This window comes from Thalassobacillus devorans, assembly GCF_011761345.1.
Lineage (GTDB): Bacteria > Bacillota > Bacilli > Bacillales > Halobacillaceae > Thalassobacillus > Thalassobacillus devorans.
Window position 1 is genome coordinate 583,274 of record NZ_JAASRY010000001.1, and the last position, 26,673, is coordinate 609,946.

Sequence of the window (26,673 nt, forward strand, 5' to 3'; positions counted from 1 at the left end):
CTCAGGCACCTGTTCTTTCTTTAAATTTTAATCAAAAAATCGTAAAATAAAAAGGTTATTGCACGGAAGAGGAGTCGAACAAGAATGGATGTAACAGAGAAAAAAGTAATTAATCCAGCCTCCGGGGCCATTGTTATGGCTTTGGGTATTTTTTTACATGGAGTCATGAGTCATTTTTTAAACCCATCTGCAGAACGCTGGTTTGCCTTAACTTTTTTGTTCCTGGCTATAATTATCTACTCAAAATTAGTCCGGCAGTTTTTTCAAAAAGGATTTCTAACCCCTTTTTTAAATAATCCGGTTAATTCTTTTGTCATTGGTTCCTGGATTGCAGGTTTTTCGGTGTTGGGAATTGTACTGGAACACTATACGCCATTGCTTCATTCATTGGCGGTGGGTGTGGCAGTGATCAACTCATTCTTGTGGGTATTTTTTATTTATGTAAGTATGAAGAATTTCAAGAGATTGTGGCAGCGTCCAACCTTCCATGCGACTCATGGTGTCGTCCTGTTGTCTGCTGTTGCAGCACAATCACTCGTTGTTTTATGGGAGAAGATGTTTCCTAACCTGCCTGACTTATTCAGTCTGTCTGCGTTTGGGCTGGGTGTCTTATTTTATGCGAACGGACTTATTTTAATTTTGAAGCGTTATTTGACAACAGATTGGTCTATCATTGAGGACTGGACAAACACGAACTGTATCATTCATGGCGGTCTTTCTATTACAGGTCTTGCCATTATTACAACGAATATGCTGGATGGTTTGTTGCTTTATTATTATTGGTTATTTGTACTTGTCGTCTTTTGCTTCGTAGAGGGGGTGGAAATTTTACGTGCCATCAAACGAATTCAGCAAAAAGGCTGGGGAGAAGGGGTCTTTACCTACCATATCAGTCAGTGGTCACGTAATTTCACATTTGGGATGTTTTTTGCTTTTACAATGGCGATGCGTGGTAACAGCTATGATGGAAATCTACTAAATGAATTCCATCACTTCTTCTTGCCCGTATTGGCATTGGTGGTGCTGCTTGCTCTTTTGATTGAAATTATACTGTGGGCTCGTGAGGTGTTAATAGATAATAGATTTTCTTCATAGAATGGAGTATCTTGGTATATCACGTAGGGGGAAATAATTTATTTTAATTTTATTCCGCGTTACATTTTTTGCGATAAAGACCGTAAGCGTATCCGAAAATAACCGGGACGGTCTTTAAAGATCGTATTAGGATCATTAGAATCTGTGGAAATGGAGGGACGGTCCTAATTAGTGGTGTAAAGACTGCAAGAAGGAAGATGACCCAGGGGGACGTTCATTAAACCGCTAAACACCCCAGGTCCTCCAGAAAATGGAAGAGTCTTGTGTTAGGCTCCGTCGGTTAACTGAGGAAGTAAAACCACGGAGCCTTTCACTTGTTTACCCATCAGCTTTAAATGAATATGATTTCTTTTCTTTTCAGCCTCTGCCGTAATATTTATTGTCTCATCCTGGTAAACCGGTTTGAGAAATTGCATGTCATAATCCTTAATACGCATTCCCTTTTCCGTGAAACGGTTGGTGACATTCATGACAAGCCCCATTGTTAGTAAGCCGTGCGCAATCGGTGCCTGGAATCCTTGTTGCACTGCTTCTTTGTAATTGAAGTGAATCGGGTTGGTGTCGTTAGAAAGGTTGGCGTACTGTTTGATCATTTCTTTTGTAACGGTGATTTTGTGACTAGTTCGGAAACACATTTAGAACAAACCTCCTCATGCTGGTCATACAAGTAAAGGGATTGCGTGTAAAAAACATGGTTGCTCCTTTGTTTATTTACTTTTAGTATTACTTGGCATTGATAGGTTTCATCGATATCAAGTTCTTTTTCACATGTACCATATTGTTTTCTAAGAATGGCCGGAGAGGTTGTACGCCATGGTAATTCAATGAAACGGTAAAAAATCATAGCGAAGGTTGGGGGCAGGGTGGACTGCTCGCCAAAGATCTCTTCATATTCCTGAACCATTTTTTTCGTAATAGTTATAGGTACTCTCTCTGTTTTCATTGTGGATATTCCCATAACATAGAAACCCCCATCCCCCCGCCTATCCCTATAACAGACAGGCAATACTTAGTTAAGGATCGCTGAACTTCATAAAATAACCGAGTGACTAGAATAGCACCAGAGGCCCCATAAGGATGACCTGATGCAATAGCCCCACCTTTTGGATTGATTTTTTCATATGGAATCGAAAGCTCCCGGGAAATGAGAACGGCTTTCGCAGCGAACGCCTCATTGAGTTCAATCAGATCAATATCTTGAACAGTTAGATCACACTTTTTAAGCAGGGAAGAAATAGCGGAAACGGCTCCTGTAATCGGATGATTTGGATCCACTCCAGTAACGGCACTGTCCACAAATCGTAAAACAGGGCGGTACCCAAGTTCGATGGCTTTTGCTTCAGACATCACCAAAACGGCTGCAGCTCCATCATTAATTCCGCAACAGTTTCCCATCGTTATTGTTCCATTTTTATTGAAACAGGGGGATAACCGTTTAAGCAGGCGATGGTAGTTGATTCTTGGATTCGGGCTTTCATCGATTGGAGGAAGCCCCTGCGAGCTTATAATTTCCTCATGGACGTATCCTTTTTCCAACGCATCAAGCGCTCGCTGATAACTTAACAGGGCATATTCATCCTGCATCTTTCTTGTGATGCCGTATTTTTGTGCGGTCTGATCTGCTGCGATTCCCATATCCGGATCGCCGATATTTTCCGGCGAAAACCGCGCCCGTCCCTCAAAGGGCGATTGACTGCAACTTTCTACTCCGCCTGCAATGAATATATCCCCAGCACCACCCTGGATCAGATGACAGGCAAGTCGAATCGCTTCCAGCCCTGATCCGCACTGGCGGTCGATGGTGACACCAGGAGTCGAAATATCCTGCCCACTTGCTAAAGAGGATAATCTTGCTAAATTTCCACCAGGGCCAATCGCATTTCCTAATAAAATATCATCTACTGGACATGGGAGGTTTTGAACGAGTTCCTGAATGACAGGGGCAATCAATTTTTCAGGAGGGAAGTCCTTTAAAATACCGCCTTTTTTTCCAATCGCTGTTCGTTTTGCTTGAACAATAACGGCTCTTCTCATACCTGTTCCACCTCCAGCCATTTCCTTACTTCCTTACGAGCGATTTTGCCCCCGGATGTATAGGGGAAGTGTGTGACTTTCTTCCAGATTCTCGGAATCTTATAAGGAGTTAATTGTTTTAGACAATGAGATTTCAATGCGGTTATCGACACGTCTCCTTTGATACATGCGGCTATTTTTTCTCCCCAGTATGGATCATTCACACCGCATACCACTGCCTCTTCAACATTGTCCATCTTTTTTAAGACCTTTTCAATTTCCTGGGGGTAAATATTGATGCCCCCATAAAGAATCATGTCATTTTTACGACCGATTACATACACAAATCCGTTTTTATCTTTTTTGACAAGATCATGTACGGTCGCCCATTCTCCGTCCCATGCGTTTTGGTTTTCTTCCTTATCATTAAGATAACCGTCAAAAAGCATAGGACTCTTCACATATAGTATACCGGCTTCATTTGGGCGAGCTTCCCTGCCATCTTCTCTGCGTATGACCATATCCACGTTGTGAACAGGCCTGCCGACTGAATCACCGTGTGCCGTTTGTTCGTTCTCTTTTAACACGGTAACAAAACTTAACTCAGAAGCACCGTAGAATTCAAAAAGTGAAGCATGCGGAAAATTCCGTTTCATTGTTTTCTTTACCGAGCTCAGCAATTTGGCTCCAGTCGATATGAACGTAACTTCCTGATCTTCTTTCCAGTCCTCATCCAATAATGCCTGAATCATAGTAGGGACAGTATAGACGACAGAAATGGGATATTGGTGGAATGCCTGAATCAGACGGCCAGGCGCGAACTTTTTTAATAAATAGACAGTGCCACCTATGTATAGAGTACTTAAAGCTCCGTATAAAAAAGTGGAATTTACAAAAGATCCCGGGATTAACACATGATCGCTTTCCGCCAACCCGAGATCCTCCTGATTACAGCGGAACGATTCCACCCATGATTGATGAGAGCGGATAAATGCTTTGGGCTGCCCAGTCGAACCTGAAGTGAACCCGATATAAAAAGGAGGGTTGGACGGATGATCTGCATGCCATTCATTCCGGTGCCTGATCCAATCTTTAATCTCTTCGGAAAAAATGACCTTGATTGAATGAGTGTGAAACGAATCTTTTATACTTTCATCAGCGATGATAATATCCGGTTGGGTTTGACGGAGTCGTTCATCTATCTCTCCTTGCTTCCATCGCATATCCCCGACAATACTTGCCCATCCTGCTGCACATGCACCGGCAAATACCTGTAAAAACAAATGGCCATTTGGCAGGAATATAGCTACCCGATGGTGGGTAGCCGGCTCCTGAGAAAAGGCGGCAGCAGTGAGCCGGACCATGCTTTCCCAATCCCGGTATAGGATTGTTTCATCTTCTGTAATGATGGCAGGACGATCCGGTTGACGACTGGCATGCAGAGGATAGGGATCGGTAATATTCATTCACACGCGCACCTCTCTTTTAAATGGAGCTGCATAATACAACTTGACAGCAATAAATGAAGCTATCGTCACTTTCAAAACATCACCCGGCAGGAATGCGAGGCTGAGAATGGACGCTTCACTAACAGAAATCTGCATGATCATGGCCTGGATCGGCACTCCAATGAAGTAGATAATGAATATCCCGCCGATTAAGTTAACCATCATCATCTTCCAGAACGTTACCTCTTTCATAAACTGACATAAATAACCGATGACAAATGCACCAGCGATCCAGCCCATCAAGAAGCCAGCGGATGGTGTGAAGAAAACGCCTATTCCGCCACGGCCCCCTGATAGTAGCGGTGCCCCTGCCATCACAAGCAATAGAAATAACACTTGGCTTAATGCTGCATATTTAGGACCGTAATGGGCTCCGAGCACACTGCCAGCAAGCATGACGCCCAGGGTCTGCATGGTAATTGGAACAGGTGAAAAGCCTAAAGGAATCGGTGGAAGAAGTCCTAATACACCCATAATTGATGCAAACATAGATACATAGATTAAGTGATTGAGTTTCATCGTAAACCTCCTGTTGTTTTTGGTTAACATATATAAGTATTGCAATGGATGAGGATAGTGTCAAGAGGACGCAGAATAGCTTGGGAAAGATTCTTGAGTAATAGAGGGAGTTTTGAAATAATTGTAACTAGTTTAAGAGATATTAGCGGTATTGATATGACGGTAAGGACCGTAAACGCCACTGAAAATAGCCGTGACGGTCTTTAGAGAGCAGATAAGGACCATAAGAATCGATGAAACTGGAATAGACGGTCCTGATAAGTGGTTTAATGACCGCAAGAAGGAAGATGACCAGGCGTGACGTTCATTAAACGGCTAAACACCCCAGGTCCTCCAGATATAGGAAACTGGCTGAGTTGCAGATAAGCTTGGTTCAACGTTAGAAAAGGCGCACGACGCTCCCTAGTGTGGTTTTCCTGTAATGACAAAAATTTTATAAAGGAAGATGCACCAATGAGAACAGAAAAAGAGAAGATGCTGGCGGGGGAGATGTATGATCCGGCTGACCCGGTACTGGCAAAAGACCGTGAAGAAGCAAGGCGCAAGGTGAGATTATATAACCAAACCCTGGAAACGGAAGGGGAAAAACGGGCGGAGTTGTTGAATGAGCTGCTTGGTTCTGCCGGGGAGAATGCGTTTATAGAACCGACAATCCGGTTTGATTATGGCTATAATACCCACGTCGGCGATAACTTTTTTGCCAATTTTGACTGTACGATTCTCGACGTTTGTGAAGTACGGTTCGGCGATAATTGTATGCTGGCGCCGGGTGTACAGATCTATACAGCCACCCACCCGCTCGATGCGACGGAACGCAATTCCGGGAAAGAATATGCGAAACCGATTACGTTTGGAGACAATGTCTGGATTGGCGGCAGTGCGGTTATTAATCCGGGGGTGTCGGTCGGGGACAATGCTGTGATCGCTGCTGGTGCTGTGGTGACCAAAGATGTACCGGAGAATGTGGTGGTCGGCGGCAATCCGGCCAAGGTAATAAAACAGATTTGATTTGAGCCTGAACATGCAGGCTCTTTTTTTGCATATGGGAGCGGTGGGGATGCTTAGGGCGGTATGTTATCGAGTTAGGGAGGTATGTACCTGAATTAAGTCAGTATATTGCGGCGTTAAGTAAGAATAACTCTCTATTAATAAAAGTACCTGCTCCCAAAAGGAGAGCAGGCATGTTTTAAATTAAGAAGTATTTCTGTTGTAAGCGGGTGTCCGGTATTTTTTCATCAGGTGTCTTCTGCCGAGCACATTGATGGTGATCACCCCCAACAAGGCGACTGCACCACCGATAAGCGACAACATAGATGGAAGTTCATTCAGCCAGACCCATCCGAAAAAGACAGCGACAGCAGGTTCGAGGTACATCATGCTTGTCACGGAGCTGGCGTTGCCGAGCGACAGGGCGGTCGACCAGGTGACGTAAGCGACGCCTGCGGGGAAGATACCGACATAAATGGCGGCGAGATTCGCTTCCATACTTGCCTGCTGGACGGTATCGAACAGACCCGGGCTGAAGATGAAAAAGGGAATGGTACCGGCCCATGTGACGTAAGCGGTCAGCTCGATCGGCTTGTAGCGGCGGAAGAACGGTTTTTGGAAAACGAAAAAAATGGAAGTTGCGACCGTTGCCATCACTAACAGCAAGGCCCCGGAAGACAGGGTGAAGCTTGATCCGGAAGACCCGACCGTGATCAGCAGAATGCCGATAAAACCGATGGTGAGCCCGGTCCAGCCGAAGGTGCCGAGTTTTTCTTTTAACGCGATAACGGCGATGATCGCTGTGAAAATCGGCGCGGCTCCGATCAGCATACCCGCAGTCCCGGACGAGACGGTGATTTCACCGAATGTAACACCGATGTGATAGATGCTGATGCCGACAAACCCGAGCCCCAATAATGGAAGGACGTCTTTTTTTATTGGCAGCTTGAATTTCACGCCGGGCCACAGGGCGTAAACCGCAAACAAAGTGGATGCGATCAGGTAACGGAACAGCACAAGGTGTCCCGCGGTATAGCCGCCGTGGAGGCTCGCGCGGATCGCAGCAAACGTCGAACCCCAGATCAGTACCGTAATAAAAGCCAGTGTAAATGCCTGTTTGTTCATCGCAGCAACCTCCTTTCAGGCTCCGAATGATTCCTTTTTGGTTTCCTTGAGCGGGGAAGCAGGACGCTTTTTTGTAAAATAACTGTGCAGGGTCATGCCGGTAATGATGATGACGAGTCCTGCCACAGCGATGCCACTAGGGAGCGGGGCAGACAGCAGCCAGGCTTCTCCGAGCAGGACGAATAATACTTGGGTGGACTGGGTCGCTTCGACGGCAGCAAGCTTTCCTTGATTTTTTCTCGCCCGGTCCGTTGCAATGAAAAATAACGTCGTGGCGATGACACCGGAGCTGACTGCGACAATGAACGTCTGCAGCAGCTGGTCATTGGACGGCGCGCCTGCAGTGACCCAGCCAGTAGCCGCAATGAGCAGCCAAAACGGGAGGCTGGCGAGGGTCATTCCGAGCACCCGTTGAAAGGTATCAAGCCTCCCGCCGCATAACTCCATCATTTTCCGGTTGCCGAGCGGATACGCAAATGCTGCGATAACGACCGGCAGCACACCGATCAGCATATCATAAACGGTCAGCTCTCCTGCTTTTTGCACCTGGATCAAGGCCACCCCGAACAGAATCAACAGAGAAAAAGTCAGGGCCCTCACTTCCAGCTTGTTCCGTACTTTGACAGGACCTTCGGGGGTCTCAATTCTTTTGTGAAAAAGCGGGCCAAGCAGTGCCCCTGCGACGATCGTCATCTGCCAGGTGCCGGCAACGAGCCAGCCGGGACCATAGGCCGCCGCGTAGGTAAGCGGGGCATAAAATAAAACAAACCCGACAAAACTCCAGGTTATCCAAGGGAAAGGATTACGTCTTAATTGGGCAATCACTTGCCGGCCATTCTTCCTGACGAGTACAATAAGAATTAAAAACGGTACCATAAAAAGAAACCGTAGCGATGAACTCCATAACCAGCTGCCGCCCGACAGCTCCATGGAGCGGTTCAATATGAACGTCACCGCAAAGAAGACAGACGCCAATATTCCGATCAGAATCTCTTTCATATCATCCCCGCTTTTCGATTTGTAAAGTATACTATATATCCTATAAACTATATTATACATATATTCCTAGTGCCTGCCCAGGAAAATCAGGAAGGAGAAATTCAGTGGACGAGTACCAGAAGGAAGTGGAAAAGTTAGCGAAGCAAGTAGGTTCCACCCTAAGAAACATCCGAAAAGAAAAAGGAATCAGCTTACAGCAGCTCAGTGAACAGACGGGGGTGAGCGCGCTGACGCTAGGGAACATCGAGCGAGGAGAGGCTAACCCGTCGCTTGCTGTGATTTGGAAGATAGCGAATGGCTTGAGAATTCCTATCTCGATGCTTTTGAATGAACAACAGGAAGTGAAAATATCCAGGAATCATGAAGGGAATCGGGTTTTCAGTGACGATGAAGCCATCCGACTCGAGCCGATGTTTGATACGTCAGGCTATGGATCGATGGAAATCCACCGCGCCTTTTTGAAAGGGAATGAGGAGTACACCCCCGGCGCCCACCAGCCAGGCGTGGTCGAGTATGTAACCGTGATGGAAGGGGAAGTGCAGGTGAAAGTCGATGATGAGGTCTACCACCTTGATGAGTATGACTCGATCAAGTTCAAAGGTGACAGAGAGCACGCCTACATCAATCCGACTGACCAGGTCGCAGTCCTGCACTTCGTTATGACGTATGCCGATGGCCGGCGGTGAGCTGTTTGATGGTGAAAAGTGGACAGGATCGGGCAGTAAAAGCAATAAGCTGTCCGCTTAGAAGGTGAACCTCGAGACGAAGACCCAAGTAGTTTTATAACAATAATTTTGGGAGGGAGAATTTTTATGGATCGGTTTATGAAGCGAGCGGTAGACTTAGCCGTAAACAACGTCCGCGAAGGCGGTCAGCCTTTTGGCGCGGTACTGGTTAAAAATAATCAAGTTGTAGCTGAAGGGGTTAATGAACTGCATAAAACTTATGATGTCAGTGGACATGCAGAGCTGCTTTCCATCCGTCGGGCGCAGGAAGAGCTAAAGACGCATGATCTGTCAGGCTTTACGATGTATGCCAGCGGCGAGCCTTGCCCGATGTGCCTGACCGCGATGTATTTTGCAGGAATTGAAGATGTTTATTATGCTGCGTCGGTTGATCAAGCGGTGCAAGCGGGGTTAGGAGTGTATGACGATTTGCAAAAACAACAAGAAGAGCGTTTGCTTATGATGAAGCACGTGCCGTTGGAAGAAGGACAGGAAGATCCGATGAAGCTCTGGAAAGAAAAGACAGCTGAATAAATGTCGGTTACCAGGAGGTCTTCTTCCTTAACGTGGCAGGGTTCCTCCCTAACTCGGGAATGTTCTGCCCTATCTCAAAAATGTTCCGCCCTGTCTCAATAAACTTCTGCCCTAACGAAAGGATCTTCTTACTTAACGATAGCAAGGAGTGTGATGAAGTGATTAATGTAAGAGAAATACCAGTGGAAGATACATATGAATTGCGAGGGAAGCGTTCAGATCAGCCTGCTGATGCGCCCCAGTATCCGGGGGATGTTGAGGAATTCACCTTTCATTTAGGAGCGTTTGAAAACCGGGAGCTGACCGGGATTGCTTCTTTTTATATGGAAGCGACGCCAGCCGTAGCCTCTCGTAAACAGATTCGCCTCCGGGGCATGGCGTTCGATGATCCGGCTCAGGACCTCCGGGTTGCGACGACGATACTGCATAAGGCGAACCGGATTCTTTATCATGGAAATGTCGAATACCTTTGGTGCGAGGAGCCGAAGGAAGCCCAGGCTTTTTATGAGAGAATCGGATTTGTTCCAGCAGAAGAGACGACACAGGGGATTATTTTTCATAAAAAAATAGTGAAACCTTAATAGTCAGAAGCAGGTTTATGCCTGCTTCTTTGTATATTGCTAGTTGTTCACCTTCCGTTCATTTAAAAAGGGTAAACTTTTGGCCCTGATTGCTTAAAAGTAATCGGGGCCGATGATTCTTCTTTGGGCAATATAATTTGTCCTTTCATTGAAGCGTTTTGTGTTACAATGGTGGAGTCGCTATAAAATTCTGATCTTGTTTAACCCCCTGGTAAGTAATGAAAAAACGCTTTTTTAAAAAAAGTTTTGTGAAAGCGGTTTAAGTCTGTGGGAAATCGGTTATATGAGGATAATGGAGTGTTTTATGTAAGATAACCAGAAAGAGAAGGTTTCATCCTGCAGCAGGATGAAAAAAGTTAGGAGATCTGCAAGTGTAGAAGGAGATGCTTCTCCACACTCAGGTCAGAATCACACGTGGAGAGGAAGAAACGGATGAAACGATTCAACCTCCTAGAAGAGCACATTGAGCAGGTGAGATTAGAAATGTACCGTGCCTATCAGGACAACCCGCACGGAAAAGAAGTCCTTGAGCTGTCACAAAGACTGGACGGGCTTTTGAATGAATTGGACAGACGGAGATCACCTGTAAAAAAAGAAAGAAATGAGAAACCGAAAGCGAAGCTGGCTTTTAAATAAGCTGTGCTCCGTATTCACTTCGTATACTTGTTCGCATACCCGCTTGCCACGATGGCATCGGGTTTTATTTTTGCTTCCATGCCGAGGGATTCGATACGTGCTATCATTTCCTCTACATATATCCGCGTGCGATTCCGTTCACCGGCACCGATATCAATATGGCCTTCGATGGTAAAGCTGGCTCCTTTATAAATGTGGGGAAGCACGACATCAATCAATTGGGTCTTTTTATCCTCGGTAAACAGGTTGGCAATTTCTTCCGTCAGCGAAGTTTCGTAGGAAATCCGTTCGCCCAGGACGTGCATTTGCCGTGATACGACCTCTTTCCTGAAACAGGCCCATACGCCGGCTCCCAGACGCTGAATGACGATACCGGTGATGAATACCGTCGCGCGTGGATGCACCTGGGAGTCTGTGCCGAGCATCAGCTTATAGTTGCCCATGGGCTGCTTTTTCATAAAACGGTAAATATAGTTAAACACTTCATCAAAATCCATCTCGTTTCTGGTGGTATTTTGAAATCGTAAGGGTCTGGTCATTGGTTTTCCCCCTGTAAATGATTACATGTGGTAAAAAGCATGGTTCCTATAGCATATGTAAAAAGTTGAGATTAATTGAATAAGAGTGGGAACTGGTAAGTAGGAAGGCTGTCTGATCGCTTTTTTTCGTACCTTACTTTAGGCTACCCGCCGTTACCGACCTGCCTCCTGTCCATACGATAGAAATGAAGACAGTTTAAGTAAGGAGGCAGAAGGCATGTTCGATAATTTTGAGAAAAAGACCGGGGTAAATATGGATGAAGTGATGCGGCTGGTACAATCCCTGCAAGGAGCGGACCTTTCTGATGAAAGGACCGTCCGTCAGGTTATCAAAAAAGTATCACGACTTGCGAATAAACCGGTGTCCCGAAGTACAGAAGACAAGATAGTAAAAGCGATTCTAAGTGGAAATGTTCCTAAAGATATGGCCACTATCGAAAAAATGTTAAAAAAGAAAAGGTAATGTTACGACATCATTAATCGACACAACCTGGCGTATACTGGGTTGTGTTGTTTTTTTTACTTACACTTCGGATAACAGAAGGGGAGAGGTGCTGTGACGGTCATTGACACTCGCCCTTGGCTGGATGAATTTGTGCAAGCCTGTGAGAAGAAGGATTCCTTCCTGTCAAAAAATCTCTTAATAGAACAGCGGAAGAAAATTTGTGAACCGATTAAGGAAAGGGAAATATCATCGGAAAAATTACATTCCATCCTATTGAGACACGGGTTATTCGAGCCCCGGGAGTGGAAACAAGTTGCTAAAGCAGGACGGCAAATGGGAAGGAAGGGTCTGTGGGAGGTGGCCGCTCGTGAATACCGGCGTTTGAAAAGGAAGTGGCAGGGGCCAGACACAGCCATTTATATTTTTCCTGTCGCGCAGTTTCACCTGCCATCCCGGACGCGGCAAATTGTGAAAAGTGGCTTGAGCTTCAGGCGCTGCCTGTTTTTATTTTTGGCACCAGATGTCCCTGATATAGAAATCAAGGCTTTACTTGCCCATGAATATAATCATATTTGCCGGCTGGCAGAGACGAAATACAAAGCAGATGAAATGCCACTGAAAGAAGCGCTGGTGATGGAGGGGCTTGCGGAATACGCTGTAAAAGAAATGTATGGGGAAAAGCAGGTGTCCCATTGGACAAAAAGGTATAGAGAGCGGGATATTTTAAGAATCTGGAACAGGCACTTTCTGCCCGAGCTCGAGCTGAAAGGGCAGGAAAACCATCAGCCATATCTTTATGGCAAAAGCGGGCCGCTGCCGGAGTGGATCGGTTATCAGATCGGATACGAGATAGTAGAGGGTTTTCAAAAACAGAGTAGTTACCATTCGATGTCTGATTTGTTGAGATTATCCGCTGATAAGCTGATCGCCGGTTCTTTTTTCCGTATGTAATGAAGAAAGAAGTAACATCCTGGGTGGGAAGTTACTTCTTTTACATATGCTAGCTTTCTTCTTCTGCTTCCTGTTTTTTCTCGGCGGCTTCTTTCTTTTCTTCAGCCGCTTCTTTTTTCTCTTCCTCGGCTTCCTTCTTCTCTTTTTCTGATTCTTTCACCTGCTCGTAACGCTGCCGCTGGCGGTAACCATAGGTAGAAGACAGGACGGCGTCTTCATTTTCAAGTGCCGATCCCAGCGCACCGATGATGGTAGCGACACTTGTGGCGGTCCAGGCGATGTAGAAGTAGTTGATATAACTGACAGGTCCGGTAACTTGCGACTCCAGCATTCCCATTGGGATGAGGAGAAGGACGGCAAGTGAAAATAGTACGAATAAAATGACATAGTACATGCAGACGGACACTAACAGCGTCAGAACGGTCGCTGCATTATACAATTTCCGTATATAGTCCTTATATCCTGCATTTTTCTTTTCCCATAAGCTGTGTACAAGAATAATCCATGCAACCATGGCACTTATCGAGACAAAGGTCAGCAGGAACATCCGCCAAATCCCATATTCGCTGCTGAGCATCCATAAGGTGGGAAAGACGATCGCATACGACCCGGTCGCAAATGCTATCATAATCAATTTCAAGAATGCCGGGAACATCGCCCACGGGCGGTTGGCTCGGACCATTCCGCTCAAAACCCGGAGGGCGCCGCTAAAACGTGACTTTACCGTAAAACGGACATCGATGTTCGATTCGTCATTATCCGGGGTCTCCCGTTGAAGCGGAGACACCCACTCGAACGGACGCTTTCCTACTAATCGTGTCGAGCTCTTATTTTTTAGTTCTTTATATTCTTTCCTGTTTTTTGCCTGGATTTTCTCTTCTGCCTGTCTCCGGTCTTGCTCGGAACTCCCGTAATACATTTCATTGACCAGCTGCAAAACCGATTCGCGTATTCTTTTGAACATGGGAGTCGAGCCTAGCCCGGGCAGGCTAATTAGCGCCACACTTTCCTCTACATATGCTTCTGCGACAATCGGCCGTTTATTTTTAAAGAACGGCAGGTCGGTAAGGGCGACGGCAAAGTCCCAGCCTTCATCCGACTTTCGTTCAAGTGCTGCGCCCAAGACTTCCCGGGAATCTTCCGTAACTCCGGTAAGGGAGTCAGTGACACACTCCACATCCCACTGATCTTCCTCATTGACATAATAACTGAGCAAATCGGGCAACGATTTCTTTAATACATCTACTAGTTCTTCCGTATAACCCGGTGCTGTAATTAGTCCTAATTTTTTTGTTGATTTGCCCATAGCTAACACCTCTGCTGCAACGTTTATTATCCTAATAATGTATAACCTAAATTCAGTTATTTAAACTAGTGAAATTGCTTTTCTGCATGGAAATTAATAGGGAAGCTGAAACTTTTCTGCGAGTCATTCGTAGATAACTAGCAGCAGTCCGAAAGAAGCCAGGGACTTTTAGGAGAAAGAGAGTGTTAAAAGTGAGAAAATATGCGGTATTTATCATTAGTTTCTTTCTATTATATAGCTTATTTGCATTCCTGACCGGTTGGGTAATGACAGCTGCTTACACGGCTGATTTTTCCGTGAGTAACGGGACAGGGGAAGAGACGGATTATGGCAGGCAGACATTCGCACCGTTGGTGATTAGTATGCTGGCCGGGACGGCAGCCTATGGCTTTGCAGAAAAAATGAATGGAAAGAAAGGCTAGTAAGCTCCGAGGCAGGTATCATGTGATGGAAGATGAAATCAATCATCGCGGCCAGATACGGGTGATCAAGCGGATGCTAGCAGAAAAATAAACAGGTGCCTTCCCTTTATAGTGGGGAGGCACCTTTCCTTTAACCTTCTTCTGCTGCCAGGGCATCCGCTTTTGTTTCGTGGACCGTCCCAAATGGGTGCTCCGGCGGTGCATAGATTACATACAACTTCATTGGTGTCTGGCCGATGTTGGTAATATTATGCCATTTTCCGGCTGGCACCATGATGGCATAATCATCCTCGACATACGCTTCAAAATCTAAATCATCAGGACTATCTCCCATTTGTACCCGGCCTTCCCCCTGTTCCAGGCGTAAAAACTGATCTTCATTTGGATGGACTTCAAGGCCGATATCGTCTCCGACATCAATGCTCATCAGAGTTACTTGAAAATTTTCCCCGGTCCATATCGCTGTCCGGAACGTATCATTGTTGAGTGTCGCCTCTTCGATATCTACCACATAGGGCTCCCCGCCAAAGTCTGTTGTTTCTTGACGAATGTCTTCATTTGCTGCGAACTGTCCCGCTTGCTCCATATGCCTGATTTCATCCTGACAGGCTCTTAGAAACGCATGGCCTGCTGAAGATTGCGGGGAGTTGTAATAATAAGATCTCATCGCTTCGTAATTCTCCGCTGCTATCTCGGAAGCTATTCGCACGCCGTCCTGATACGAGTGGAACGTGATTTTTTCAGTTTCATAGTTCGGCAGTTGTCCGCTAAGTCGGGCATACAATTCAGTGAATTGCTGTAAATGCGCGCGCTCTTCTTTTAATGCCTGTAAAATAGCTGCTTGTTCTTGCTGACCTTCTGCTTTTCCTGATAGGCAATGGTATAGGTCGATTGTTTTCGCTTTTCTTTTGATCGCATCGAGGAGCGCCGTCGTTTCGTTACTGCCGCTTCTATTCCATTGCTGCGTCTGAAAGCTGCCATGATAAGGATTGCCATACATATAAGAACCGTTGTACATTGCTCTCATTCCTTTCCAGGGATTCACAACCATATCCTATGCTATGAGTAGGCGAGAAGGGAATGAATGTGGAAAATGCAGGAATTATGGCCCGGATGGTTAGTATGAAATTGGCAAAATACATTGAAATATTTTACCTATTTTGTATGACCCCATTAATATTCAGGTTAAATTACTTCTTTACGGGGTAGGAATAAGAAGAATTTAAATCTCTGAAGAATAGAATGGTGATCAAAATGGGGTTCTTTTATTATATAAAGAAATATTTTAAAATGTCGAGACGGCAGCGCAAAAGTGAATTGAAATCAACCCTTTGGTTTATGCCTTTTTGGTATATCATAGGAGCGGCTGGTTTATCTGTCTTTACCTTTTATCTGGATTATGTAGTCGATGTCAGTTTATATTTGCCTGCTGCCATCGGTTTTAGCGGTCAGACCCTGCAGGTGCTGTTAAGTGCACTCGTAGGTGGTGTGCTGACGTTAAGTGCCTTTACGATTAACTCTTTGCTTGTCGCCCTGACGACGTTCAGCGGGCAGTTTTCTTCCAAAATGCTGGTGAACTTTGTCAGCGACCGGGCGACCCAGCACGTACTCGGAATTTTTAACGGCAGTTTTATTTATGTGCTCTTGAACTTCTTATACGTGACCCATGAAGAAGAGGAGTTTATTGTGGCGACACCGGTCTTATCGATTCTGACTGCTATTACGGCCGCTGTGACGTTCATTTACTTTATCAATCATACAACCACCTGGATGCAGGTTCACAATATCAGCTCTAATATGAATACCAAGTCAAAATCGGTACAGGCTTCTCTCGAAAAAGAATTAACGTCTTACCGCCTGGATAAGGAGGTAGAGACTGAATCCCTCCCGCCTGACTCAAAGGGGAAGGTGATCATAACCAGCGAATCAGGGTATCTCCAAGTCGCTGACTTCACAAGACTGATGAAGCAGGCGAAAAGTGACAACATTCTCCTGAGGTTCAATGTCAGAATTGGAGAGTTTGTAGTAGAAGGGACCCCGCTGCTTACTTATTGGGAAAACGGACAAACCATTAACCCGGACCGTTACTCCAAGTCGGTGGAGATCGGGGTTAAACAAACGGAAATTCAGGACCTGGAGTATGGGCTGATTAAGCTTGCCGAGGTAGCTATCAAGGCGTTTGGTCATAATGACCCGCTCACGGTTACAAATACTATTCACCAGATTGCTGATTTGTTGAAAAGTATTGGCCAGTCTTCCAACTTTTCTCCTTATCTGTTCGATGAGGAAGAGGAGCTTCGTATCATCCTGAATCAAAAGGATTTTCGTTATTACCTGCATAAGGGATTTGCTTCGATTCGAGAGTATGCGAACCAGAACTCGACCGTGATCACAGAGCTGATTACCATGGTATCCCTGCTGAGTAAAACGATGGATAAGGAAGTACACAAAGACCTTTGGGAGTTTGCCCGGCAGACCATCTTAGGGTTTGATAACTATAGCCTGTATGAAAATGACTGCCTGTATATTTTAGAGCAATTAGCTGAGCTTGCGAAAAACACAGGAAATCAAAAGGATTATCTTTTCCTATTGGAATATATGCTGCAGCGTGTCAGTTCGAAGAGTGCCGCAGAGGTGCCTTCTTCTCTATAAGCTAGAACCATTCTGGGGGCGAACTCATCTATGGGGTTCGCCTCCTGTTATAGTTGGGGATAATGGTATAATGGGAGAACAAACAATCAAAAATCGGAAGGGTGGAGGTATCATGACCAAACATAAGATCTATACAATGAGTTTCTCGAGTGTCTATCCCCATTATGTTACGAAGGCGGAGCGAAAAGGACGTACGAAAGAAGAAGTCGATGAAATCATCCGCTGGCTGACAGGGTACAGCCAGGAAGCGCTAGAATCTCAGTTGGAAAAGCAGACAGACTTTGAGACCTTTTTTGCGGAAGCTCCGCAAATGAATCCTTCCCGGAAGCTGATCAAAGGTGTGGTTTGCGGTGTCCGCGTGGAAGACATCGAAGAACCAACGATGCAGGAAATTCGCTATATGGATAAGCTGATCGATGAATTGGCAAAAGGGAAAGCGATGGAGAAAATTTTGCGGAAAGAATACAAAAATAAGCAGGCATAAACCTGCTTATTTCTGTTTTACATCCCATTGCATTCTTGAATGTGTATTCGAATTCAGTTTCCGTGCAAGCATATGTGCAGAATGAAAATCTTTGAAAGTCTTTTTCTCATGGCTGTTTGAATTCTTCAAGGTTTCCGTTGCACCATTATTTTTACGTACAATAATATACATGGTTACCTTTTTCTTCAGGTTCAGCCTCCCTTTCAATATATTTACTAAGTAATTAGATGAAAAGCTTATCTATTCCTTTAATTTAACTTGATTGTAACTATTTGTAATGGATTTGAAAAAAGAAGCCCTATATAAAAATAGAACTTCCATTAATTTGGAAGTTCTATTTTTCTGCCTAATAGATAGGGGGACATTCACCTTATTTAATTGGAAGCTTCCGCATGCACAGGTGCTTTTTCCAGACGCTTCGTGACAAAGCGTTTCATCCGTTCCATCGCTTCGTCGAGCTGCTTAAGCGACGTAGCGTAGGAACAGCGGATGTAGCCTTCGCCGTTGGCTCCGAATACATCACCTGGAACGACGGCGACTTGTTCTTCTTGCAGCAGCTCTTCCGCAAATTCCGCCGAGGTCAGCCCGGTTGCCTGGATGGATGGGAAGGCGTAGAACGCTCCGCCTGGATTCGGGCAATCGAGCCCGATTTCATTCAGGCTGCTGACGATGAAATTCCTTCGCTGTTTATAGCTGTCGACCATGTCCTGGAGGCTCTGCCGTCCATTTTTCAATGCTTCTAAGGCAGCGTGCTGTGCCATCGTTGGAGCGCACATCATCGTGTACTGGTGGATTTTTACCATGGCAGAAATGAGTTCCGCTGGGCCGGTCGCATACCCGAGCCGCCAGCCGGTCATGGCGAATGCTTTTGAAAAACCGCTGATCAAAATCGTCCGCTCTTTCATCCGCGCGATGGAAGGAAAGCTCGTGTAGTTCTCGTCATAAGTAAGTTCAGCATAGATTTCATCGGACAAAACGATCAGGTCGTGCTTTTCAATCACTGCCGCCAGGGGCTCCAGTTCATCTTTTGTTAAAAAGGTCCCGGTCGGATTGTTCGGATTGCACAGCATGATCGCTTTCGTATTCGGTGTAATCGCTTCTTCAATCTGTTCCGGCTTCAGCTTGAATGCATCTTCGGCTTTCGTCTGGATCGTGACGGGTGTGCCACCGGCTAATGAGATGGCCGGGACATAGGCGACGAAACTCGGTTCGACGACAATGACCTCGTCTCCTGGATTGACAATCGTCCGAAGCGCAAGATCGATCGCCTGGCTTGCGCCGACAGTGACAATCACCTGGTCGTCTGGTTGATAATCAAGAGCATAATGCTTCTGTAAATAGCCGCTGATTTGCTCGCGCAGCTCGATCATGCCGGCGTTTTCGGTATAGGAGGTGTAGCCCTGCTCCAGGGCATGAAAGCTTTGCTCGATAAACGTCCAGGGCGTGACAAAATCGGGCTCGCCGACACCGAGGGAGATGACGTCATCCATCTGGGCTGCTAAATCAAAGAATTTCCGGATGCCGGATGGTTTCAGGTCTGCTACTTGCTTGGATAAATATTGATTCATGGTGATACCACAATTCTTTTATCGTCATCATCTTCATCCTCGAGAATGATGCCGTCATGCTTGTATTTTTTCAAAACAAAATGGGTGGTCGTGGATAGTACGGATTCGAGTGTGGACAGTTTTTCCGAAATGAAGCGCCCGATTTCCATCATCGTGTTTCCCCGCACCGAAACAGAGAGGTCATAAGCTCCTGACATCAGGTAGACGGCTTTTACTTCGGGAAAACGGTAGATGCGTTCCGCAACTTTATCGAAACCTACCCCGCGGGCAGGGGTCACTTTGACATCGACCATCGCTGTCACTTCTTCTTCATTGGCGACTTTTGCCCAGTCAATGAGCGTCGAATAGCCGAGAATGGCTTTCTTTTCTTCCAGATGTGCGATCATTTCTTCGATTTCTGCTGGCTTCTTGCCCATAAGTTTTGCAAGTTTATCCACGCTTAAGTTGGCATTCTTTTCGATTAACTTTAGTAATTCTACTTCATGTTCCATCATTGGGGTCCCTCACTTTTCAAAGATACGTATGCTTAATTCTATCAAAATTTTCTGTTAACTCAAATGTTTTCCTTAATGATTAAGGAGAAGGGGGCCTGCTTGATGTCCAGGCACCCCAGGTTCAAGTTGTCTCATAAACGCTCTTGGTGTCTCTTTAATTTTTGATTTTGTCTAATATAATTCCGAATTTGTCTCATAAAAATTCAAAATTGTCTCCCTTACGGGCAAGCATGTCTCAAATCCGGCAGGTGTTGTCTCATATACAGACAAATTGTCTATCTTATGCTCACGGACCCGCCCCTGCCTATTGGTAGTTGACGATGGCCGGACTTGGATCGAGTTTGACGACGTCTTCCGGGTTCATGACTGGTTCATCTTTGTTGTAAAAAATCTTGAAGCCGCCATACTGGGACGTGTCGTCACGGACAAACTTCCGGTACAAGGTCTGCTTGTCCGTGGAATTGCCCCAGCCATCAAAGTTCAGCGCAACTTGTACATTGTCGGTCGGCTGGACGGCGTCTTTATTTGTCAGGACGCCATCGGTGAACTGGTGGAGGAGGACGAATTTATCCGGCAGGTTATTTTCCTCGACGATTTTGGATAAATACTCCACGGCTTCCTGGACTTCTTCACCGTCGACCTGGCCGAGGTCTTCGCCTGGTACCTGGTCTTCCCCGACACGGAATTCCGTATCGATGGCGAGATGGACATGCGGCTCTTTCAGGTACTTTTCAATCAGTTTTACCTGGTTCATGACAGAGTCGGTGCCGAGCTGGATGTCGAGCAGAAGCAGGGCGTCGTTTTCTTTGGCGAGTTTTGAGTATTTCTCAATTTCTTCTTCCGGCGTCATCCGGTAGTACTTGCCTTCCGGACCGGGTTCTCGTTGGGCTGCCGTAGTAATCAGTTCAATTGTCGGGATGGCCGGCCGCTCTGGGTCAGCATCAGAATAGGCCTGGGTTTGTTCTTTCAACTTCTTCATAAACTCCTCTGGTTCCATTTCTCCGAGGATGCCCATATTTTCCGAGTTAGGATGCCCGTAAAAAGCGACGAGCCGGTTGTTTTTCAACGGACCATCTGTATTATCCTCTGCATCTTTTACCAGCATATCACCTGCTGGAACGGCTCGTTTCGGATTATCAACGCCGTATCGCTGGGATTCCGGCATGTTCGCCAGCTCGTCTTCCGATAGTTTTTCTTTCAAGGGCTTGGCGTCTTCAGAAGGTTCCAGCGCTTCATAAGGCTGGGAAGGTTCTTGTTCTTTTTCCTCAGACTCCTCTGGCTTTTCCTCTTGTTCTGATTCTTTCGTGTTATTTTCCTCTTCTTCTGCATCCTGCGAGGTTGAATCCGTGCAGGCAGCGAGAAGCAGGGTTGTAGTGAAGATCGTTAATAAGAAAGCTAATCGTTTCAAGGTGTTCACATCCTTATTTTCATGGTAATAATGAGAAAAGCAGCCTGTATTTTAACATATTGTACCGGCTTCAGGCAGGATTTAATGATTTTGAAATCAAATTATTAAGACAAGGCAACTTTCCTTTCGTTACAATGAGGGTATACCCTAATTTTTCCGAATAAAGCCTAAATATAAGAAGGAGATTATGATGAATCCAAATAAACCGTTAACTTTTGAAAAGTCAGAGATAGAGGCGTTGACAGCCCGGGATCCGGCTATGAGAAAACTGGTTGCACTTATCGGGAACATTTCCATGACGAAACGAGAGGACCATTTTCAAAGTCTGGTCCGGTCGTGCATCGGCCAGCAGCTTTCCGTAAAGGCGGCACAGACGATCTATACCAGGTTTAAGGAACTGGTAGGGGAAATAACGCCGGAAGCAATCCTGCAATTTTCCGATGAAGAGCTGAGAAGTGTCGGTCTTTCCAAGCAAAAAATTGTTTACTTAAGGGACCTCAGTGAAAAAGTACAGACGAAAGAGGTCGATCTTGATCAACTCGAAACAATGAATAACGATGATATTAGAAAAGTGCTGACCAGTGTCAAAGGCATCGGTCCGTGGACGGCTGAGATGTTTTTGATTTTTTCGCTGGGGCGGACGGATGTTTTGCCAGTGGGGGACCTGGGAATTCAACGCGCCTGCCAGTGGCTGTATGGGAAGGAGCGGGCTTCCAATGGTAAAAAGCTCATCCAGAGCAATGCAGAAAAATGGCATCCCCATTTTACGGCCGCTTCGCTATATCTTTGGGAAGCGATCAATCGAGGTTTGGTAGCTGAGTACACTAGTCTCGATGAAGCCTGGACACAGCTGAATCACGAAGAAAAGCCATGAACCGGTAATGACCCGGTCCATGGCTTTTTTGCTTTTTAAAATGATTAATCTTCTACAACAAATTCAAAGTTGCCTTCGAATTTAACATCTTTCCCAAGCAGGACGCCGCCTGTTTCGATTGCTGCATTCCAAGTCATGCCGTAAGCTTCGCGATTCACCTTACCGGTTACGTCGAAGCCTGCAATCGTACTGCCATCCATTGGGCTTTTGGAAACGCCATTGTATTCGACGGTGAATGTTTCTTCGCGGGTGACGTCTTTGATGGTGAAGTCACCAGTCACTTCGTACTCCTCATCGGATACCTTTTTGATGGACTTGCTTTCGAACACCATGTTCGGATATTTTTCTGCTTCGAAAAAGTCACCGGAGCGAAGGTGGCCATCGCGGTCTTCGTTCCCTGTATCAATGGAAGTGACAGGAATGGTTACAGTCACTTTTGCCTGGTCCAGGTTATCGAGCTCCCCGTTGAAATCAACGTTGAAGTCTGTGAATTCCCCTTTTGCCTTTGATACCATCATGTGTTTGATTTGAAAATTCAAGCTGCTGTGCACGGTGTCTAATTTTAATGTAGCCATTAATAATTCCTCCTGAATCGATAATTTTTATCTCGAATTAAAGATACTATAAATTTATCTCAAAGTCAAGATGTTTTTGTTTAAAATAATTAATATTACGGTTTATAAGAAGTTCGGTCGAATATAAAGGCACCGTAACCTGGTGCCTTTCTAGATTAAATATGTAGAAAAACCGGACTTCGCCACCAGTAACTGGCGAAGTCCGGTTTTTTTCAGTTAGATGTTTGTCGACGCTTTGCTGGCTGGCAAGGTGCCTGGTTTCAGACAGGAGGCAAGCGGCAGCCCAACTCAATTTTAATAGTAGAAAGTTGCTCCTACGATGATTAGCAGGATGAACAAAACGACGATCAATACGAATGTGTCACCATAACCGCGTCCGTAACCCATATTTCACACTCCTAACTTTAGGTTCTTGAGGTATTTCACTAATACTATATGTATGGAGGCCCTCATTTGGATAGGCGCAAGCCTATATTAGAAGAAATGGATGTTTTCATTAATTATGGGTTGATTACATAGTTTTTACACATTTGATCAGGAAGACAGTTAGACAGCCTGCGAAATAAGAATTGAAAGCTGTAATCATTTTGACATAACGGGGATATTTTCCAACCAAGGGTTTACAGGCCGCTCAAACATGATACAATGACGGAAACTCTTATTTGGAAAAGGGGAATGGAAATTGAGTAAAAAATGGATTCTAGGGTTGCTTTTTGCAGCATTATTAGCATTGGCTGCATGTGGCAACGATGAAGAAGCAAAAAAAGAAGGACAAGATAAAGACCAAAAGCAGGAACAAAAAGCAGAAGAAGGTCAAGAAGGTCAAGAAGGTGGAGAAGGCGAGCAAGCGAAAATGCCTGAACCGGACCTCAAAGATACACCTGAGGTCGTAGCAGAAGTCAATGGAGAAGAAATTAAGAAGGAAGAATTCGAGAGCGCTTATAAGCAGCAGTTCCAGCAGGCTGCCATGCAGGCGCAAATGTCAGGCCAGGAGCTCGACCAGGATCAACTGAAACAACAAATGGTAGAAAGCCTTGTCGGTCAGGAATTGCTGATCCAGGAAGCGAACAACCGAGGTTATGAAGCAACACAGGAAGAAAAGGACAAAATTCTGGAAGATCTGGCCGAGCAGAACCAGCTTGGATCGAAAGATGAATTCATGGCTGCCCTGGAAGAACAAGGCATGAGTAAAGAAGAAATTGATTCTCAACTGGAATTGCAAGTGAAGATGGATCAATTGATCGAAGAAGAAGCTGGCGACCTTGAACCATCCGAGGAAGAATTGAAACAAGCCTATGAACAAATGAAAGCCCAGCAGGAACAAATGGGCGGTGAAGGCCAAGGCGAAGTACCACCTTATGAAGAAATGAAGCCTCAGCTTGAAGAACAAGTCAAGATGCAGAAAGAAGGCGAAGAGGCTCAGAAGCTGATGAAAAGTCTTCGAGAAGAGGCCGATGTGAAAGTTCATATTTAAGCTGAAAAGAAGCCAGGTCCTGATGGGACCTGGCTTTTGTTATCTGTTTTTTTGAAAGAGGTCGATAAACGCATGGTACATTTCAATTCCCTGAAAAGAAAACAAGGATACTGCTGTTAATGAAAACGCTGCGATCATGATCATTCGAAACCATATCATCTGCATTCTCCTCCTTTGATAAAAATAGTAGCTGTTTTTTTATCAAAGGCGTACAATCACATAATTCGACTGATAAAAGATGGTAACAAGGAAAACTTTTGGGATGTAGGCTGTAGGAAACTGGTTGGTACACCAGGTCACAAGCAGCAGACTGATGCTGACAATGATCGTTCCTGGCAATAAGCCAATCTTCTTGTCCCCTGGATCACTGCCCCCAGGGGAAGGTTGATCCGTAATTGGGTTATCCGCTACATAGTTTTCCGGTGAGGCCAGGCTGTCATTCATGCTTGCCGTAGTCGAACTGATAACTAGGAAAAGCAGGAGAAAAACAAATAATTGTTTCATAGCCTCACCCTCTCGTTATTGTAGTATTCCAATTTTACACTATGCCAATGTTGTTTTATATAGTAAAAAAATCCTGAAATAATAATGGATGAGCCTATGGTTAGTGCTTTCCAGGACCTGCGTGGTAGGATAAAACCATCCTGATTAAGAAGGTGATGCGTGTGAAGAAGATAGCATTAGGAAACAGTGATTTACAGGTAGGCGAAATTTCGCTTGGCTGTATGCGGATGAGTGAACTAAGCACCAAGGATGCAGCCCATGTCATTGAAAATGCGATGGAAGCAGGCGTTGATCTGTTCGACCATGCTGACATTTATGGGAAAGGAAAGTCGGAAGAAGTTTTCGCCGATGCCATTGGCATGAACGATGATATGCGCGAGCGGATGAAAATCCAGACGAAATGCGGAATCCGCAAGGGCTTTTTCGATTTTTCCAAGGAACATATTCTTGAGTCGGTAGAAGCCAGCCTGCGCCGTTTGAAAACAGACTATGTCGACAGTCTGCTGCTGCATCGTCCGGATACATTGATGGAGCCGGAGGAAGTAGCAGAAGCATTTGCAACATTGAAGGAAAGCGGCAAGGTCCGTTATTTTGGCGTCAGCAATCAGAATCCGATGCAAATGGAATTGCTGCGTAAATACCTGAACGACGATTTGATTGTGAACCAGATGCAGCTGAGCCTTGTACATACCCCGATGATTGATTCCGGCTTTAACGTGAACATGCAAAATGATTCTGCCGTCGTGCGTGACAGCAGTGTACTGGAGTATTGCCGTTTGAACGACATTACCATCCAGGCGTGGTCACCATTTCAGCATGGCATGATCGAAGGGCCGTTTATCGGCAACGATGCGTTTCCGAAAGTGAACGCTAAACTGCAGGAACTCGCCGAGGAAAAGGGAGTCACTGATTCCGCAATCGCGATTGCCTGGATTTTACGTCATCCCGCTAACATTCAACCGGTCGTTGGCTCGATGAATCCGAAGCGGCTGAACGATATCGCAAAAGCTTCAGACATCGAATTGACGAGACAGGAGTGGTACGAACTGTACCGTGCAGCAGGCAATGACCTGCCCTAAAAGCAAAGGGAATGAACGCAGTCATCAGATTGCGTTCATTTTTTATATTTTTTTTGCATCATGTTAAAATGGCACCAATGTTTCAGGAGGTGGAAGCTTATGTTGAGTGATCCGTTTGTGCAATCCGTGTTAGCGATGGCGGCTATCGTAACGATCCTCTTTGTAATTTTTATTCTCATACTGCTTAAAAGAAGCAAGCAAAAATGAACGTTAGCGAAAACTGATTATGAACTGCAGGGAAATCAGGATTCATGAAGCCAGTCGTAGTACAGGTTGGATGGATCGTCCATAATTTCTTTTCGTCCTACTTGCGTGAAGCTATTTTTCATTCCACCGTAAAAATAACCGAGAAAGGTTTTTTTGATCGCACCTTGCTTCTGGAGGAAAATCGCTTGCTTAAAGGTTTTGTTGATAACGTCTATGTAATGATCGACCGGATAGTTCAGCTTCATCTGCCGGTATGCCCGCGCGACACTACCCCACGCGGCGTAAATATCCGTGATTTGTAAATAAGGTTTGGTCAGCTCAATAAAAGCTTTTGGTATGAAAGCAGGGAGGTAGTCTGTATCCATCACCTGTTTGGATGCAGCTTTTTTTATGTCTGTCTTTTGCACGGGTGCCTGTTCCATGGTGTTCACTTCCGGTTGGTCTGATTCTGCGTCTTTTTCCCATGGACATGGATCTGTTTCTTGAGGAAGGATAACAAGAAAATTCACGCCGCGTTTGCCATTGGGACGGACAGCTGGTACCCGCTTCATGAGTCCTTTGGCTACGAATAGGTTGATGGCGCGAATGACAGTGCTCCGGCTACGGCTCGTTTTCTCCATGATTGTTTCAATTTTAGCAAACGAGACACCCGGAAACTTTACCGAATGACGCCAGATGAATTTCAATACATGAAGGGCACCGGAAGAGAGCGTCGCTTTATGATGATAGAGAAAAGCACGGACTCGGAGGTCCAGCGAGTTTTTGTTTGGAAATGATTGCAGTTGACGGATTTCTTGCAGCATGTTCATCATCCTATCACAGTCTTTTACTTCTATAATCGTAATTTCGATAAGAATGGTGTGATGGAATATTAAATTATTTTTCGGCGAAGTTCGTTTTAACTATCCTTATCTTTTTTAAAAGTTACGTTTTTGCTTTGTTTCCAGTGGGAATGAGGACGACTGGGTC

32 protein-coding genes are annotated in these 26,673 nt (G+C 45.4%); 14 read left to right on the plus strand and 18 right to left on the minus strand.

Going from position 1 to position 26,673, the window contains the following annotated elements:
- Positions 1–84 precede the first annotated feature (84 nt).
- Positions 85–1,095 carry a TDT family transporter gene (locus FHS45_RS02845; protein ID WP_062445160.1) on the plus strand — a complete coding sequence of 337 codons (1,011 nt, stop codon included), beginning with the start codon at positions 85–87 and terminating at the stop codon, positions 1,093–1,095.
- Between the two features lie 266 nt (positions 1,096–1,361).
- On the opposite strand, the gene FHS45_RS02850 is transcribed toward FHS45_RS02845, so the two are convergent.
- The 5 genes from FHS45_RS02850 to FHS45_RS02870 are packed head-to-tail and all read right to left on the minus strand — an operon-like array spanning position 1,362 to position 5,135.
- A complete protein-coding gene (locus tag FHS45_RS02850; RefSeq protein ID WP_062445162.1) occupies positions 1,362–1,730 on the minus strand; it encodes a MaoC family dehydratase in 369 nt (122 codons plus the stop codon).
- The gene (locus FHS45_RS02855; RefSeq protein ID WP_148350094.1) at positions 1,685–2,038 is read right to left on the minus strand and encodes a hypothetical protein; all 354 of its coding nucleotides are present in this window, start codon (positions 2,036–2,038) and stop codon (positions 1,685–1,687) included. The genes FHS45_RS02850 and FHS45_RS02855 overlap by 46 nt, the downstream gene beginning before the upstream one ends.
- On the minus strand, positions 2,035–3,129 hold the full coding sequence (locus tag FHS45_RS02860) for an acetyl-CoA C-acyltransferase (protein ID WP_062447825.1): 1,095 nt from the start codon (positions 3,127–3,129) through the stop codon (positions 2,035–2,037). Before FHS45_RS02860 ends, FHS45_RS02855 begins: the two co-directional genes overlap by 4 nt.
- Positions 3,126–4,574 carry an AMP-binding protein gene (locus FHS45_RS02865; protein WP_062445166.1) on the minus strand — a complete coding sequence of 483 codons (1,449 nt, stop codon included), beginning with the start codon at positions 4,572–4,574 and terminating at the stop codon, positions 3,126–3,128. Before FHS45_RS02865 ends, FHS45_RS02860 begins: the two co-directional genes overlap by 4 nt.
- Positions 4,575–5,135 carry a biotin transporter BioY gene (locus tag FHS45_RS02870; protein ID WP_062445168.1) on the minus strand — a complete coding sequence of 187 codons (561 nt, stop codon included), beginning with the start codon at positions 5,133–5,135 and terminating at the stop codon, positions 4,575–4,577.
- 453 nt (positions 5,136–5,588) lie between these two features.
- On the opposite strand from FHS45_RS02870, the gene FHS45_RS02875 reads away from it, so the two are divergent.
- Entirely contained in the window at positions 5,589–6,143 is a 555-nt protein-coding gene (locus FHS45_RS02875) for a sugar O-acetyltransferase (RefSeq protein WP_062445171.1), read from the plus strand.
- Between the two features lie 183 nt (positions 6,144–6,326).
- Here the strand turns inward: FHS45_RS02875 and FHS45_RS02880 are convergent, their stop codons facing one another.
- Both FHS45_RS02880 and FHS45_RS02885 read right to left on the minus strand, forming a co-directional pair.
- A complete protein-coding gene (locus FHS45_RS02880; RefSeq protein ID WP_062445173.1) occupies positions 6,327–7,247 on the minus strand; it encodes a DMT family transporter in 921 nt (306 codons plus the stop codon).
- Between the two features lie 15 nt (positions 7,248–7,262).
- Positions 7,263–8,246 (minus strand): DMT family transporter, encoded by a 984-nt coding sequence (locus FHS45_RS02885; protein ID WP_062445175.1) that lies wholly within the window; start codon positions 8,244–8,246, stop codon positions 7,263–7,265.
- Positions 8,247–8,350: 104 nt separating this feature from the next.
- Between FHS45_RS02885 and FHS45_RS20420 the strand changes: the two genes are divergently transcribed.
- The 4 genes from FHS45_RS20420 (at position 8,351) to FHS45_RS02905 (ending at position 10,722) form a co-directional block, all read left to right on the plus strand.
- On the plus strand, positions 8,351–8,932 hold the full coding sequence (locus tag FHS45_RS20420) for a helix-turn-helix domain-containing protein (protein WP_062445177.1): 582 nt from the start codon (positions 8,351–8,353) through the stop codon (positions 8,930–8,932).
- A 126-nt stretch (positions 8,933–9,058) separates the two neighbouring features.
- Entirely contained in the window at positions 9,059–9,505 is a 447-nt protein-coding gene (locus FHS45_RS02895) for a nucleoside deaminase (RefSeq protein WP_062445179.1), read from the plus strand.
- A 158-nt stretch (positions 9,506–9,663) separates the two neighbouring features.
- Positions 9,664–10,086 carry a GNAT family N-acetyltransferase gene (locus tag FHS45_RS02900; RefSeq protein ID WP_062445181.1) on the plus strand — a complete coding sequence of 141 codons (423 nt, stop codon included), beginning with the start codon at positions 9,664–9,666 and terminating at the stop codon, positions 10,084–10,086.
- Positions 10,087–10,518: 432 nt separating this feature from the next.
- Positions 10,519–10,722, plus strand: a complete 204-nt coding sequence (locus tag FHS45_RS02905) for an aspartyl-phosphate phosphatase Spo0E family protein (protein WP_062445183.1) — start codon at positions 10,519–10,521, stop codon at positions 10,720–10,722.
- 14 nt (positions 10,723–10,736) lie between these two features.
- Here FHS45_RS02905 and FHS45_RS02910 read toward each other — a convergent pair whose 3' ends face one another.
- On the minus strand, positions 10,737–11,261 hold the full coding sequence (locus FHS45_RS02910; protein WP_062445185.1) for a ribonuclease H-like YkuK family protein: 525 nt from the start codon (positions 11,259–11,261) through the stop codon (positions 10,737–10,739).
- A gap of 217 nt (positions 11,262–11,478) precedes the next feature.
- Between FHS45_RS02910 and FHS45_RS02915 the strand changes: the two genes are divergently transcribed.
- Positions 11,479–11,724: a stage VI sporulation protein F gene (locus FHS45_RS02915; RefSeq protein ID WP_062445188.1), complete on the plus strand. Its 246-nt coding sequence runs from the start codon at positions 11,479–11,481 to the stop codon at positions 11,722–11,724.
- Between the two features lie 93 nt (positions 11,725–11,817).
- Complete coding sequence (locus FHS45_RS02920) at positions 11,818–12,657, plus strand: DUF2268 domain-containing putative Zn-dependent protease (RefSeq protein WP_062445190.1); 840 nt, start codon at positions 11,818–11,820, stop codon at positions 12,655–12,657.
- 49 nt (positions 12,658–12,706) lie between these two features.
- On the opposite strand, the gene FHS45_RS02925 is transcribed toward FHS45_RS02920, so the two are convergent.
- The gene (locus FHS45_RS02925) at positions 12,707–13,963 is read right to left on the minus strand and encodes an MFS transporter (protein ID WP_062445193.1); all 1,257 of its coding nucleotides are present in this window, start codon (positions 13,961–13,963) and stop codon (positions 12,707–12,709) included.
- A gap of 182 nt (positions 13,964–14,145) precedes the next feature.
- Between FHS45_RS02925 and FHS45_RS02930 the strand changes: the two genes are divergently transcribed.
- Positions 14,146–14,385, plus strand: a complete 240-nt coding sequence (locus tag FHS45_RS02930; RefSeq protein ID WP_062445196.1) for a hypothetical protein — start codon at positions 14,146–14,148, stop codon at positions 14,383–14,385.
- A 130-nt stretch (positions 14,386–14,515) separates the two neighbouring features.
- Here FHS45_RS02930 and FHS45_RS02935 read toward each other — a convergent pair whose 3' ends face one another.
- Positions 14,516–15,403 (minus strand): cupin domain-containing protein, encoded by an 888-nt coding sequence (locus tag FHS45_RS02935; RefSeq protein WP_082412023.1) that lies wholly within the window; start codon positions 15,401–15,403, stop codon positions 14,516–14,518.
- A gap of 272 nt (positions 15,404–15,675) precedes the next feature.
- Between FHS45_RS02935 and FHS45_RS02940 the strand changes: the two genes are divergently transcribed.
- Both FHS45_RS02940 and FHS45_RS02945 read left to right on the plus strand, forming a co-directional pair.
- Positions 15,676–17,037, plus strand: a complete 1,362-nt coding sequence (locus tag FHS45_RS02940; RefSeq protein ID WP_166761350.1) for a DUF2254 domain-containing protein — start codon at positions 15,676–15,678, stop codon at positions 17,035–17,037.
- 112 nt (positions 17,038–17,149) lie between these two features.
- Entirely contained in the window at positions 17,150–17,521 is a 372-nt protein-coding gene (locus FHS45_RS02945) for a DUF2200 domain-containing protein (RefSeq protein ID WP_062447832.1), read from the plus strand.
- 6 nt (positions 17,522–17,527) lie between these two features.
- Here FHS45_RS02945 and FHS45_RS02950 read toward each other — a convergent pair whose 3' ends face one another.
- The 4 genes from FHS45_RS02950 to FHS45_RS02965 all read right to left on the minus strand — a co-directional run bounded on the left by FHS45_RS02950 (position 17,528) and on the right by FHS45_RS02965 (position 21,000).
- The gene (locus FHS45_RS02950; RefSeq protein WP_166761351.1) at positions 17,528–17,692 is read right to left on the minus strand and encodes a hypothetical protein; all 165 of its coding nucleotides are present in this window, start codon (positions 17,690–17,692) and stop codon (positions 17,528–17,530) included.
- A gap of 203 nt (positions 17,693–17,895) precedes the next feature.
- Positions 17,896–19,089: an aminotransferase gene (locus FHS45_RS02955; RefSeq protein ID WP_062445200.1), complete on the minus strand. Its 1,194-nt coding sequence runs from the start codon at positions 19,087–19,089 to the stop codon at positions 17,896–17,898.
- Positions 19,086–19,583, minus strand: coding sequence for an Lrp/AsnC family transcriptional regulator (locus tag FHS45_RS02960; RefSeq protein ID WP_062445202.1), 498 nt, complete (start codon positions 19,581–19,583; stop codon positions 19,086–19,088). Before FHS45_RS02960 ends, FHS45_RS02955 begins: the two co-directional genes overlap by 4 nt.
- A 304-nt stretch (positions 19,584–19,887) precedes the next feature.
- Positions 19,888–21,000, minus strand: coding sequence for a hypothetical protein (locus FHS45_RS02965; RefSeq protein ID WP_425086101.1), 1,113 nt, complete (start codon positions 20,998–21,000; stop codon positions 19,888–19,890).
- A gap of 181 nt (positions 21,001–21,181) precedes the next feature.
- Here FHS45_RS02965 and FHS45_RS02970 point away from each other — a divergent pair, with 181 nt between their 5' ends.
- Positions 21,182–21,865: a DNA-3-methyladenine glycosylase family protein gene (locus FHS45_RS02970; RefSeq protein WP_229717805.1), complete on the plus strand. Its 684-nt coding sequence runs from the start codon at positions 21,182–21,184 to the stop codon at positions 21,863–21,865.
- Positions 21,866–21,909: 44 nt separating this feature from the next.
- Here the strand turns inward: FHS45_RS02970 and FHS45_RS02975 are convergent, their stop codons facing one another.
- Both FHS45_RS02975 and FHS45_RS02980 read right to left on the minus strand, forming a co-directional pair.
- Positions 21,910–22,440, minus strand: coding sequence for a YceI family protein (locus FHS45_RS02975; protein ID WP_062445209.1), 531 nt, complete (start codon positions 22,438–22,440; stop codon positions 21,910–21,912).
- Positions 22,441–22,734: 294 nt separating this feature from the next.
- Positions 22,735–22,827 carry a YjcZ family sporulation protein gene (locus FHS45_RS02980; protein ID WP_082412024.1) on the minus strand — a complete coding sequence of 31 codons (93 nt, stop codon included), beginning with the start codon at positions 22,825–22,827 and terminating at the stop codon, positions 22,735–22,737.
- A gap of 295 nt (positions 22,828–23,122) precedes the next feature.
- Between FHS45_RS02980 and FHS45_RS02985 the strand changes: the two genes are divergently transcribed.
- Positions 23,123–23,914 carry a SurA N-terminal domain-containing protein gene (locus tag FHS45_RS02985; protein WP_062445211.1) on the plus strand — a complete coding sequence of 264 codons (792 nt, stop codon included), beginning with the start codon at positions 23,123–23,125 and terminating at the stop codon, positions 23,912–23,914.
- Between the two features lie 201 nt (positions 23,915–24,115).
- On the opposite strand, the gene FHS45_RS02990 is transcribed toward FHS45_RS02985, so the two are convergent.
- Entirely contained in the window at positions 24,116–24,418 is a 303-nt protein-coding gene (locus FHS45_RS02990; RefSeq protein ID WP_062445213.1) for a hypothetical protein, read from the minus strand.
- 161 nt (positions 24,419–24,579) lie between these two features.
- Here FHS45_RS02990 and FHS45_RS02995 point away from each other — a divergent pair, with 161 nt between their 5' ends.
- The gene (locus tag FHS45_RS02995; protein ID WP_062445214.1) at positions 24,580–25,497 is read left to right on the plus strand and encodes an aldo/keto reductase; all 918 of its coding nucleotides are present in this window, start codon (positions 24,580–24,582) and stop codon (positions 25,495–25,497) included.
- A gap of 242 nt (positions 25,498–25,739) precedes the next feature.
- Here FHS45_RS02995 and FHS45_RS03000 read toward each other — a convergent pair whose 3' ends face one another.
- Positions 25,740–26,507, minus strand: a complete 768-nt coding sequence (locus tag FHS45_RS03000) for a helix-turn-helix domain-containing protein (RefSeq protein WP_062445217.1) — start codon at positions 26,505–26,507, stop codon at positions 25,740–25,742.
- Positions 26,508–26,673 lie beyond the last annotated feature (166 nt).

Bases quoted from the DNA above. Each gene is read 5' to 3' on its own strand.
- FHS45_RS02960 (WP_062445202.1), bottom strand. From the start codon at position 19,583: ATGATGGAACATGAAGTAGAATTACTAAAGTTAATCGAAAAGAATGCC.
- FHS45_RS02935 (WP_082412023.1), bottom strand. From the start codon at position 15,403: ATGTACAACGGTTCTTATATGTATGGCAATCCTTATCATGGCAGCTTT.
- FHS45_RS03000 (WP_062445217.1), bottom strand. From the start codon at position 26,507: ATGCTGCAAGAAATCCGTCAACTGCAATCATTTCCAAACAAAAACTCG.
- FHS45_RS02990 (WP_062445213.1), bottom strand. From the start codon at position 24,418: ATGAAACAATTATTTGTTTTTCTCCTGCTTTTCCTAGTTATCAGTTCG.
- FHS45_RS02880 (WP_062445173.1), bottom strand. From the start codon at position 7,247: ATGAACAAACAGGCATTTACACTGGCTTTTATTACGGTACTGATCTGG.
- FHS45_RS02845 (WP_062445160.1), top strand. From the start codon at position 85: ATGGATGTAACAGAGAAAAAAGTAATTAATCCAGCCTCCGGGGCCATT.
- FHS45_RS02870 (WP_062445168.1), bottom strand. From the start codon at position 5,135: ATGAAACTCAATCACTTAATCTATGTATCTATGTTTGCATCAATTATG.
- FHS45_RS02955 (WP_062445200.1), bottom strand. From the start codon at position 19,089: ATGAATCAATATTTATCCAAGCAAGTAGCAGACCTGAAACCATCCGGC.
- FHS45_RS02950 (WP_166761351.1), bottom strand. From the start codon at position 17,692: ATGTATATTATTGTACGTAAAAATAATGGTGCAACGGAAACCTTGAAG.
- FHS45_RS02895 (WP_062445179.1), top strand. From the start codon at position 9,059: ATGGATCGGTTTATGAAGCGAGCGGTAGACTTAGCCGTAAACAACGTC.
- FHS45_RS02855 (WP_148350094.1), bottom strand. From the start codon at position 2,038: ATGAAAACAGAGAGAGTACCTATAACTATTACGAAAAAAATGGTTCAG.
- FHS45_RS02910 (WP_062445185.1), bottom strand. From the start codon at position 11,261: ATGACCAGACCCTTACGATTTCAAAATACCACCAGAAACGAGATGGAT.
- FHS45_RS02915 (WP_062445188.1), top strand. From the start codon at position 11,479: ATGTTCGATAATTTTGAGAAAAAGACCGGGGTAAATATGGATGAAGTG.
- FHS45_RS02875 (WP_062445171.1), top strand. From the start codon at position 5,589: ATGAGAACAGAAAAAGAGAAGATGCTGGCGGGGGAGATGTATGATCCG.
- FHS45_RS02970 (WP_229717805.1), top strand. From the start codon at position 21,182: ATGAATCCAAATAAACCGTTAACTTTTGAAAAGTCAGAGATAGAGGCG.
- FHS45_RS02865 (WP_062445166.1), bottom strand. From the start codon at position 4,574: ATGAATATTACCGATCCCTATCCTCTGCATGCCAGTCGTCAACCGGAT.
- FHS45_RS02850 (WP_062445162.1), bottom strand. From the start codon at position 1,730: ATGTGTTTCCGAACTAGTCACAAAATCACCGTTACAAAAGAAATGATC.
- FHS45_RS02905 (WP_062445183.1), top strand. From the start codon at position 10,519: ATGAAACGATTCAACCTCCTAGAAGAGCACATTGAGCAGGTGAGATTA.
- FHS45_RS02980 (WP_082412024.1), bottom strand. From the start codon at position 22,827: ATGGGTTACGGACGCGGTTATGGTGACACATTCGTATTGATCGTCGTT.
- FHS45_RS02860 (WP_062447825.1), bottom strand. From the start codon at position 3,129: ATGAGAAGAGCCGTTATTGTTCAAGCAAAACGAACAGCGATTGGAAAA.
- FHS45_RS02945 (WP_062447832.1), top strand. From the start codon at position 17,150: ATGACCAAACATAAGATCTATACAATGAGTTTCTCGAGTGTCTATCCC.
- FHS45_RS02975 (WP_062445209.1), bottom strand. From the start codon at position 22,440: ATGGCTACATTAAAATTAGACACCGTGCACAGCAGCTTGAATTTTCAA.
- FHS45_RS02940 (WP_166761350.1), top strand. From the start codon at position 15,676: ATGTCGAGACGGCAGCGCAAAAGTGAATTGAAATCAACCCTTTGGTTT.
- FHS45_RS02925 (WP_062445193.1), bottom strand. From the start codon at position 13,963: ATGGGCAAATCAACAAAAAAATTAGGACTAATTACAGCACCGGGTTAT.
- FHS45_RS02885 (WP_062445175.1), bottom strand. From the start codon at position 8,246: ATGAAAGAGATTCTGATCGGAATATTGGCGTCTGTCTTCTTTGCGGTG.